Here is an 8,944-nt window from a genome sequence, read left to right as displayed (position 1 = left end):
AACGGCGCTTCCGTCTGCCACGACTTGGCAGTCAACTCCGTACCCCGCGCAGCCTTAACCGGGCGGGCTCCTGTAGTGAAATCGGCAGTCATTCTTTACTCCTCTAAAGCAAACAGCTAAATGAACCAGCAGGGATTTAGCCCAGGTTCTTGGTCTTGAGCCATTCCTTGGCGATTTCGCCGATGTCCTCGAACTTGGCCACACGTCCGTTCATCTTGATCAAGTCCTCCGTGGTGAGCGCAGCAGAGACCTTGTCCAGCGTTTCCTTCACGGTGTCCGTGGACTTCTTCTCGTTGATGACCGGCACGATGTTCTCGGAAAGGAAGAGGTTCTTGTTGTCCTCAAGCGCCACGAGGTTGTTCTCAGCCAACGCGGGATCAGTGCTGAAGAGGTCGGCTACCTGTACCTGACCGGAAAGGAGGGCGTTCAACGTGAGCGGCCCACCGGCGTCGAGCGCTGAAAATTCCTTGAACTCAAGGTTGTAGACGGACTTCAGGCCGGCGACGCCGTTAAGGCGGGTCTTCCACTCCGGCGGGCCACCCAACACAAGTTCCTTGGCAACGGGCTGGAGGTCTTCGATGGTCTTCAGTTTGTACTGATCGGCGATTTCCTTCTTGACGGTGAGGACGTCCTTGTCCTCCGCTTCGGAAGCAGTCAGCACGGTCAGGCCGGCCGGAATCTTTGTGGCCAGTTCCTTGGCCACGTCCTCGGAAGATACGGCCTTGGTGGCGGAGTCGAGGTACTGCAACAGCGCGCCGCCGTACTCCGGCATGAGGTCGATGGAACCGTCCTTGAGGGCGGGGATGGTGACTTCACGGCTGCCGATGCTCGGCTTCTCAGTTACCTCGACGCCCTTGGCCTTCAAGGCTTCGGCGTAGATCTTGGCGATCAACTGGCTCTCGGGGAAGTCCGCGGAACCTACGATGATGCTGTCGGCCGAACCGCCTGCTGCGGCTGTGTTGGACGAGCTCATGGGGTCCCCGCCGCCGCAGGCGCTCAGGGTGATGGCAGCGACGGCTGCCAGGGTAAATCCGGTGAGGTACTTCTTCATGTCAACTCTCCTGTGATAGGTGCTGCAGGACATGCAGCGGCCAGGTGGGGTGGGTGGAGGTGAATCTTGTGCGCCGAATCCACGGCACCGGTGTTGTTTAGACCGTGACGGGGGTCTTCACGGGTTCGGCCACAGCGGCCGACTTGATGGTGCGCCGGGTCAATCCGGGTGAGACAACGCGGCGGGTAATGAAAGCGAGAAGCTGGTCGAAGAACAGTGCCAGAAGGGCGACAAGAACGGCGCCGGCGACCATTTGTCCGTAGTCGTTCTGGGCCTTGCCGTCGATCAGGAGGCGGCCCAAGCCGCCAAGCGAAATGTATGCGGCGATGGTCGCGGTCGAGATGATTTGCAACAGTGCGCTGCGGACACCGGACAAAACCAGCGGAAGAGAGCAGGGCAGCTGGACGTCCGTGAGGATCTTCATGGTGCGGAAGCCCATGCCTTTTGCGGCGTCGACGGCCGCAGCATCCACAGCGCGCACGCCGGCGTAGGTGTTGGTCAGGATAGGCGGAACTGCCAGCAGTACCAGCACGATGAGGCTGGGAAGTACGTAACCCATGCGGGATGGGAATGCTGGCGAAATGAGCAGGACCAGCAGGATCAACAAACCGACGCTGGGAAGTGCCCGGAGGGCGTTGGCAAGGCCTGCGATCATGAACACGCCCTTGCCTGTCACACCAATGTAGATACCCAGTGGCACGGCAATGATGGCGGCAATTGCCAGGGCAATAAGGGAGTACAGGAGATGCTCGGCGATCAGCGTTGGGATGCCGTCTGCGCCGCTCCAGTGTGCGGGGTCGAACAAGTAGTTCACGATGCCACCACCTTGGGGGTCCACGGTGTCAGCCACCGGTTGATGAGGATGATCAGCCCGTCCAGGATCATGGCCAGGACCACGCAAAGCACAATGCCGGCGATGATCGGGGTGTAGAACCGGAGCTGGAAGCCCTGCGTGAAGAGTGAGCCGAGCTGCGGTATACCCAGCAGGGCGGCCACGGATACGAGGCTGACGTTGGAGACCGCTGCGACGCGCAAGCCTGCGCAGATCACCGGGACACCCACGGGAAGTTCAACTTTCAGGAGGCTCTGGTAGCCGCGATAACCCATGGCCTTGGCGGCTTGGACGGTGTCCTCCGGAACGGAATCGAGGGCATCGGCCACCACACGGACCAGCAGGGCCACTGTGTAGATGGTCAGTGCTGCCACGATATTGAGCGGGTCCAGGATCTTGGTACCCAGGACCAGGGGAAGGAGCACAAAGAGCGCCAGGGAGGGGACGGTGTAGAGAAGCCCGGCAACACCAACCAGGAGCGGGTAGATCCGCCGGCTACGGTGCGCCCACCAGCCAAGGGGCAGTGCGATGAGCAGCCCCAGGATCAGCGGGGTGACGGCCAGCAGGACATGCCAGCCGAGCAGGAACACAATGTTGTCGAACTGGCGGCCCAGCCACTCGAAGTTCATCAGATCGTCTCCAAGTGTGGTTCGGCCTCGATGGCCTTGACCACGTCGGTTGCAGACACGGTCCCGATCAATTCGCCATGCTCGTTGACAACCACACCGCGGCGGCTCGGCGAGGAGAGCGCAGCATCGAGCAGTTGGCGCATGGTCCCTGATGCTGCGGCTGGGATCCCGCTGAGATTCAGGTTCTCCTGCTTCACCTCACCATTGAGAAGCTGTGTCTGAGCCCAACCGAGAGGCTTCCGGCCGCCGTCGACCACCAAAACCCAAGCACCCAGCGCCTTGGCGCGAGCCTCATCCGCGGAAGCACCGAGGTGAACCACAGCTTCTTCGCCGATAGCTACGGCACCGGCCGTTTTCGTAAAGCCGAGCGAACGGTAACCGCGGTCACGGCCCACGAAATCGGCCACGAATTCGTCTGCGGGCGCAGTGAGCAGCTCTGAAGGGGACGCCATCTGCGCAAGCTTGCCGCCTACCCTCATCACGGCAACCTGGTCCCCGAGCTTGAGGGCTTCGTCGATGTCGTGGGTAACCATGATGATGGTTTTGCCGATTTCGCGCTGCAGGCGAAGGAACTCTTCCTGAAGCTGCGCGCGTACTACGGGGTCCACGGCACTAAAAGGCTCATCCATCAGCATGAACGCCGGGTCAGATGCCAACGCACGGGCAACACCCACGCGCTGCTGCTGGCCGCCGGAAAGCTGCCAGGGATAACGTTTGGCGAAACTCGCGGGCAGCCCCACGCGCTCCATCAGTTCGAGCGCCTTGGTCCTGGCCTTCTGCCGGCTTTCCCCGAGCAGGAGCGGCATGGTGGAGACGTTGTCCACGATGGTCTTGTGCGGGAAGAGCCCTGCGTGCTGGATGACGTATCCGATCCTGCGGCGGAGCAACGCTGCGTCCATGCCGGAAGTGGGCTGATCATCCAGGTAGATGGTGCCACTGGTGGGTTCGATAAGGCGGTTGATCATCCTCAGGGAGGTGGTCTTGCCGCAGCCGGAAGGACCAACAAGGATGGTCAGCTTTCCGGTGGGCGCTTCCAGGTTGAGGCCGTCGACTGCCACCGTCCCGTCAGGGTAGGCCTTGGTGACATTTTCAAATTTGATCATTACTTTTCCATGCTTTCCTGGGGCACTTCATGGTTTCCGTCGGGTTCCACGAGGATGTTGTCGGCTACTTTCGCCAGTTCCTCGCCAAATGTGTGGGCCTTCGCCTCGTCCAAGCGGTAGCTGGGCACCACGATGCTGAGGGCTGCCACTGTTCGGCCGCCGATCACAATGGGTGCGGCGACGGCCGTGATGTCGTCTTCAACGCCACTCCGCACGATGGCGTAACCGCGGCCGTTTTGTCCGCCTGTCAGCACCTTGCCAGCTGCGGATCCTTCCAGCGGGATGCTCCTGCCGACCCAACTGGTGTGCCGGACAGAGCGGGTACCTTCGACAATGGCGATGTAGATTCCGGTTTCCCCGGGACCGGGAATACTCAGGTAGCAGGACTCGCCCGTATCAGCCACAAGCCGCTTCATGTGCGGCGTGCAAAGCGACACCAAGGATTCCTGTCCCAGTGCCAGCGCTCCCAGCTGAATGACACTGGCGCCCGGGCGGAAGTTACCTCCGGGATCCCGCGTCACGAAGCCGCTGCCTTCCAAGGTGCGGAGGAGACGGAGCGCGGTACTGGCCGACAGGTCCACCACACGTGCTGCGTCGCTGAGGCTGATGGAGCCGTCAGTACAGACCGCACTGAGGAGGGCCAACGCCCTCTCGACTGTTCGGGTGGAAGAATCAGCTGCCACTGCCTGACCTGCTTTCAAGTGGTCTACATCACCATGTCTTGCCACTTAGTAAAAATCAATTTTCACCAAATGGCAAGAGATTTCGGAAGATTGCAGGAAGTTCCAGCTATGAGACGTTGCGGGTCCTTAGGAGGCGGCCCTCATGTTTCCACCACGTAAATAGTCCTCCAACCCCTTGTCATGTGGTGACATCTGGTTTTTACTTGGTGGCAGTCTTCAATCGGAGGAAAACGTGGAAACCGTCAATCAGCTCCTAGCCTCAATCCAGGATGTTGGCCGCGACACGGCACGCGGAGGCTACTCCAGGGCCGTCTACACAACACCAGAACTCGATCTCAGGGGCTGGTTCATCGAGCAAGCCACCCAGCGCGGCCTCGACGTGGAAACGGACCGGAACGGGATTATTTGGGCGTGGTGGGGAAGGCCCCACGACGGCGCCCTGGTCACCGGAAGCCACCTCGATTCGGTGCCCGGTGGGGGCGCCTTCGACGGTCCCCTCGGCGTCGCTTCCGCGCTTGCCGCCGTCGACATCCTCAAGGCCCGTGCAGTCCAGCCGCCGCGATCGCTGGCCGTCACCGTTTTTCCGGAGGAGGAAGGGTCGCGCTTTGGCGTGGCGTGCCTTGGTTCGCGGCTCCTCACCGGCGCGATCGACGTCGAAAAGGCCCTGAACTTGCGCGATATCAACGGCGACTCCTTTGCTGACGTCGCCAGCTCCAATGGCCTGGATCCCCGTTTTATAGGCCCGGATCCGGAGGCCATGGGGCGTATCGGCGACTTCGTCGAACTGCACGTCGAACAGGGGAAGGGCCTGGGGCAGGACGGTCCCGCTATCGCCGTAGGAAGTTCAATCCTGGGCCACGGCCGCTGGAAGATCAGCGTCAACGGCCAAGGCAACCACGCGGGCACCACGCTCATGGCAGACCGCGCCGATCCCATGGTCGCGGCCGCACAGATCGTCCTGACCGTTCGGAACACAGCCGCCAAGCAACCCGACGCCCGTGCAACAGTGGGACGCTTGACGCCCGTTCCGGGTGGGACCAACGTCATCGCCTCGCGGGTGGACCTTTGGTTGGACGCCCGCCATCCCGATGACGCCGTGACTGCCCAACTCATCGAAGCCATCTACCGTGCAGCCCAGGACGTCGCTGCGGCGGAAGGTTGCACCGCGACCCTCACTGAAGAGTCCTACAGCGACACTGTGCACTTTGATGCCAAGCTAAGCCGTCGCATCAACAACCTCCTGCCGGGAGCCCCCCTCCTGGCAACCGGCGCAGGGCATGATGCCGGAGTGCTTGCTGGCTACGTCCCCTCGGCGATGCTCTTTGTCCGTAACCCCAGTGGCATCTCACACTCGCCCGAGGAGTACGTAGCGGACGAGGACGCCTCCGCGGGTGCTGTTGCGTTGGCTGATGTTCTGGAAGGCCTCCTATGAGCACGTTCTGGTGCGAGACTGCCATTGTCGCGGGCGGTGGCGACGACGGCACCGCCCTTCCGGAGGTAGCTACGGGCGTGCGGGTGGAAACTATCGAGGGACGCATCTCCGCAATGGAAAGCGGTGCGCAGCCCCAACCCGGCGACACGAAACTGATGGGCGTCGTCTTCCCCGCGGCTGCCAACGCCCACTCGCACGCTTTCCACAGGATCCTCCGTGGCAGAACGCATGACGGGCGCGGAGATTTCTGGGTATGGCGGGAGCAGATGTACCGGAGCGCGTCGGAGCTGACTCCTGAGAAGTACGAGAAGCTCGCCGCTGCTGTATTCGCTGAGATGGTAGTGACAGGTTTCAGCAGCGTGGCCGAGTTCCACTACGTCCACCACCAACCCGGTGGCGCGGCGTACCCGGAGCCGCACGCCATGGAGTTGGCCCTTGCTCGTGCAGCAATGTCGGCAGGGATCCGCCTGACACTTCTGGACACCCTGTATTTGTCCGGCGGAATCGGCACTTCCCTCAGTCCCGAGCAGGCAAGGTTCGGGGACACGGACGTGGAAGCGTGGCTGAACCGGTTGCATCCCCTCCGGACCGCCATAGCGCAGGAGTTTCCACCCGACAAGGTGGCCGTAGGAGCCGCCCTGCATTCCGTTCGCGCCGTGCCGGAAGAGGCCTTGAAGGTTGTTGCCAAGGAACTGCCCCTCGACATTCCCCTTCACATCCACCTGAGCGAACAGCCCGCCGAGAACCAAGCATGCTTGGAGGTCTACGGAACCACCCCCACGGGCCTTTTGGAACGCCACGGACTCCTGACTTCCAGGCTTTCAGCAGTCCATTCCACGCACCTGACGCAGCAGGATATTTCCTTGCTGGGCGCAGCATCGGCCACCATCGTGATGTGTCCCAGCACGGAAGCCGACCTCGCAGACGGGATCGGCCCTGCGCGTGAACTTTCCGATGCCGGTGCCACTATCGCCTTGGGCACCGACCAACATGCGGTGATCGATCCTTGGATTGAAATGCGCACCTTGGAACACGGAGAGCGGCTGGGCAGTGGGCAGCGCGGGAGGTTCTCACCCGGGGAACTGCTGCTGGCCGCAACGGAAGGAGCCGCGCGCTCCATGGCCACCCCTGTCGCCTCGTCCGCACTGAGGGTCGGTGCGATCTGCGACCTTATGGTGGTCGATCCCGCGTCCACCCGGACTGCCGGATCCCGGCCGCTGCAATTGGCTTTCAGTGCGACGGCCAGCGATGTAACGCAGGTAATCATTGCCGGTCAATTGATTGCCTCCCACGGCGTGCACACGCGCCTCGGTACGCCGGGAGACCTTCTGAGTGCAGCATTCAAGGAGTTCTCCTAGCCGCACCTTCAGCGCCCGAACCTGACGGCGGCGGCACTCAGCCTGGCTACATGAGTCACGACTCGTCGTCGTGCCTTGTGTTCAATTATTGGACTCAAGCGCCCCCTCAACGACCTGATAGCCCGACCCAGAGGCTTCCAGCCAACACCCAGCCACCAGACAGGCGGTACTGCGTTAATGATCTGAATGCATGTCACGTCCGTCACTTGACTGGAACTTGGCGGATATGACGTGCCACACTGTGTAGCGCGAGTGCACCGGCGTCCCCGTCGGACCGCCGACGACGTCCCGCACTTCGCTTCCCAAACCCCATTCCCCAAGGGAGACCCATGTCCAGTTCCAGCACCGAAGGCGCGCCCCCTGTTTCACGGAAGGTGATCGGCTTGGCCGTCGCCGGTGCCGTGGGCGGGTTCCTCTTCGGCTTCGATTCGTCCGTGGTCAACGGTGCCGTGGATGCGATGGCGGACGAATTCGTCATGAGCGAGGCACTGACAGGCTTCGCCGTGGCCGTTGCCCTGTTGGGCTGCGCCGCCGGCGCCTACTTCGCCGGGAAGATTGCGGACCGGTACGGCCGCATCCCAGCCATGAAGATCGGGGCACTGCTCTTCCTCGTGAGCGCTGTGGGAACCGGGCTTGCGTTCGGCGTCTGGGACCTCATCTTCTGGCGGCTGGTGGGCGGCCTGGGCATCGGGCTCGCCTCGGTTATTGCCCCGGCTTACATCTCAGAAATTTCCCCACGGCACGTACGTGGCCGCTTGGCGTCGCTTCAGCAGCTCGCCATCACCACCGGCATCTTCGCAGCCCTGCTCTCCGACGCTGTGCTCGCAAATTCGGCTGGCGGTGCGGACGGTACGCTGTGGCTGGGCATTGAAGCCTGGCGCTGGATGTTCATCGCCTGTGCTGTACCCGCCGCCGTGTACGGCTGGATCGCTTTCCGCCTGCCGGAGTCCCCACACTTCCTGGTGCTCAACGGTAAGGAAGACCAAGCCCGCACCATCTTCAACAAGCTGATTCCCGGCGATGACATCGAACGCCACATCCGCGAGATCCAGGAATCCATCCAACAGGAAAAGCTCTCCACAAAGAAGGGCTCGCTCCGGGGCAACAGGTTCGGCCTGCTCCCAGTGGTCTGGATCGGCATCATCCTGTCCGTTCTGCAGCAGTTCGTTGGCATCAACGTGATCTTCTACTACTCCACCACGTTGTGGAAGGCCGTCGGGTTCCAGGAAAAGGACTCCCTCACGATCTCCGTCGCCACGTCCGTCACGAACATCCTGGTGACCTTGGTGGCCATCGCTTTGGTGGACCGGATCGGCCGTCGCCCCATTCTTCTGACCGGCTCCATCGGCATGGCCGCGTCCCTCGGCGTTATGGCGCTGGCATTCTCCTCTGCTGTGGGTACCGGCTCCGAGATCAGCCTTCCGGGCGCTTGGGGTCCGGTGGCCCTCGTGGCTGCAAACGTCTTCGTGATCAGCTTTGGCGCCTCGTGGGGTCCGCTCGTTTGGGTTCTGCTGGGCGAGATCTTCCCGTCACGCATCCGCGCCCGGGCCCTGGGTCTGGCTGCCGCTGCACAGTGGATCGCGAACTTTGCCATCACGCTCAGCTTCCCCATCATGGCGGCAGGTTCGCTGCCGTTGACGTACGCCATGTACGCCTCCTTCGCTGCGGCGTCGTTCTTCTTTGTCATGTTCAAGGTCCCTGAGACGAACGGCATGTCCCTGGAGCAGGCCGAAACGCTGTTCGTTCCGAAGGGCGCACCAGTAGCACCGCTGCCTGTGACTTCCGGCGAAGCGAAGTAGCACAGGAAAAGCCCGGTGGATTTGAACTGGTCCAAATCCGCCGGGCTTTCTTGTGGT

The 8,944-nt window shown here is 62.1% G+C and carries 8 protein-coding genes; 3 read left to right on the top strand and 5 right to left on the bottom strand.

The window, feature by feature from the left end:
- Positions 1–136: 136 nt before the first annotated feature.
- The 5 genes from A477_RS0108870 to A477_RS0108850 all read right to left on the bottom strand — a co-directional run bounded on the left by A477_RS0108870 (position 137) and on the right by A477_RS0108850 (position 4,343).
- Positions 137–1,051 (bottom strand): ABC transporter substrate-binding protein, encoded by a 915-nt coding sequence (locus A477_RS0108870; protein ID WP_017198653.1) that lies wholly within the window; start codon positions 1,049–1,051, stop codon positions 137–139.
- A gap of 97 nt (positions 1,052–1,148) precedes the next feature.
- The gene (locus tag A477_RS0108865) at positions 1,149–1,901 is read right to left on the bottom strand and encodes an ABC transporter permease (protein WP_017198652.1); all 753 of its coding nucleotides are present in this window, start codon (positions 1,899–1,901) and stop codon (positions 1,149–1,151) included.
- Entirely contained in the window at positions 1,862–2,512 is a 651-nt protein-coding gene (locus A477_RS0108860; RefSeq protein ID WP_014923069.1) for an ABC transporter permease, read from the bottom strand. The genes A477_RS0108865 and A477_RS0108860 overlap by 40 nt, the downstream gene beginning before the upstream one ends.
- The gene (locus tag A477_RS0108855; RefSeq protein ID WP_017198651.1) at positions 2,512–3,615 is read right to left on the bottom strand and encodes an ATP-binding cassette domain-containing protein; all 1,104 of its coding nucleotides are present in this window, start codon (positions 3,613–3,615) and stop codon (positions 2,512–2,514) included. Before A477_RS0108855 ends, A477_RS0108860 begins: the two co-directional genes overlap by 1 nt.
- A complete protein-coding gene (locus A477_RS0108850; RefSeq protein ID WP_017198650.1) occupies positions 3,615–4,343 on the bottom strand; it encodes an IclR family transcriptional regulator domain-containing protein in 729 nt (242 codons plus the stop codon). Before A477_RS0108850 ends, A477_RS0108855 begins: the two co-directional genes overlap by 1 nt.
- A gap of 187 nt (positions 4,344–4,530) precedes the next feature.
- Between A477_RS0108850 and A477_RS0108845 the strand changes: the two genes are divergently transcribed.
- The 3 genes from A477_RS0108845 to A477_RS0108835 all read left to right on the top strand — a co-directional run bounded on the left by A477_RS0108845 (position 4,531) and on the right by A477_RS0108835 (position 8,887).
- Positions 4,531–5,730, top strand: coding sequence for an allantoate amidohydrolase (locus A477_RS0108845; protein ID WP_017198649.1), 1,200 nt, complete (start codon positions 4,531–4,533; stop codon positions 5,728–5,730).
- The gene (locus tag A477_RS0108840; RefSeq protein ID WP_017198648.1) at positions 5,727–7,088 is read left to right on the top strand and encodes a formimidoylglutamate deiminase; all 1,362 of its coding nucleotides are present in this window, start codon (positions 5,727–5,729) and stop codon (positions 7,086–7,088) included. The genes A477_RS0108845 and A477_RS0108840 overlap by 4 nt, the downstream gene beginning before the upstream one ends.
- Positions 7,089–7,417: 329 nt before the next feature.
- Positions 7,418–8,887 (top strand): sugar porter family MFS transporter, encoded by a 1,470-nt coding sequence (locus A477_RS0108835; protein WP_017198647.1) that lies wholly within the window; start codon positions 7,418–7,420, stop codon positions 8,885–8,887.
- Positions 8,888–8,944: the final 57 nt, after the last annotated feature.

This window comes from Arthrobacter sp. M2012083 (assembly GCF_000281065.1).
Taxonomy (GTDB): Bacteria; Actinomycetota; Actinomycetes; order Actinomycetales; family Micrococcaceae; genus Arthrobacter.
This window is presented reverse-complemented; position numbering and strand designations above follow the sequence as displayed.